General features: G+C 51.0%; 1 rRNA gene. It reads left to right on the forward strand.

Annotation, left to right across the window (positions count from 1 at the left end):
• Positions 1 to 176 precede the first annotated feature (176 nt).
• Positions 177 to 251, forward strand: a 16S ribosomal RNA gene (locus FQ746_RS02750); the annotation flags it as partial.

Genomic DNA, 251 nt, shown 5'->3' on the forward strand with positions numbered 1-251 from the left:
GCGCTTGATGCGCGATGCGCCGGCGGGCTCTTCGGGGTTTGCCGGGTAAAGCGAAAGTATCAAGTCTCACACAGTAATGAAAGGAAGGTTTGATCGTCGCAAGATGGTTGAACAATTCGTCAGTAAGTTGAGTGAGCGACCGGTTTCGAAAGAGACCGAAAAACAGTAACAGGTTTGAACTGAAGAGTTTGATCCTGGCTCAGATTGAACGCTGGCGGCATGCCTTACACATGCAAGTCGAACGGCAGCAC

The organism is Paraburkholderia sp. BCC1886, from assembly GCF_900996245.1.
In the GTDB taxonomy this organism is placed as follows: domain Bacteria; phylum Pseudomonadota; class Gammaproteobacteria; order Burkholderiales; family Burkholderiaceae; genus Paraburkholderia.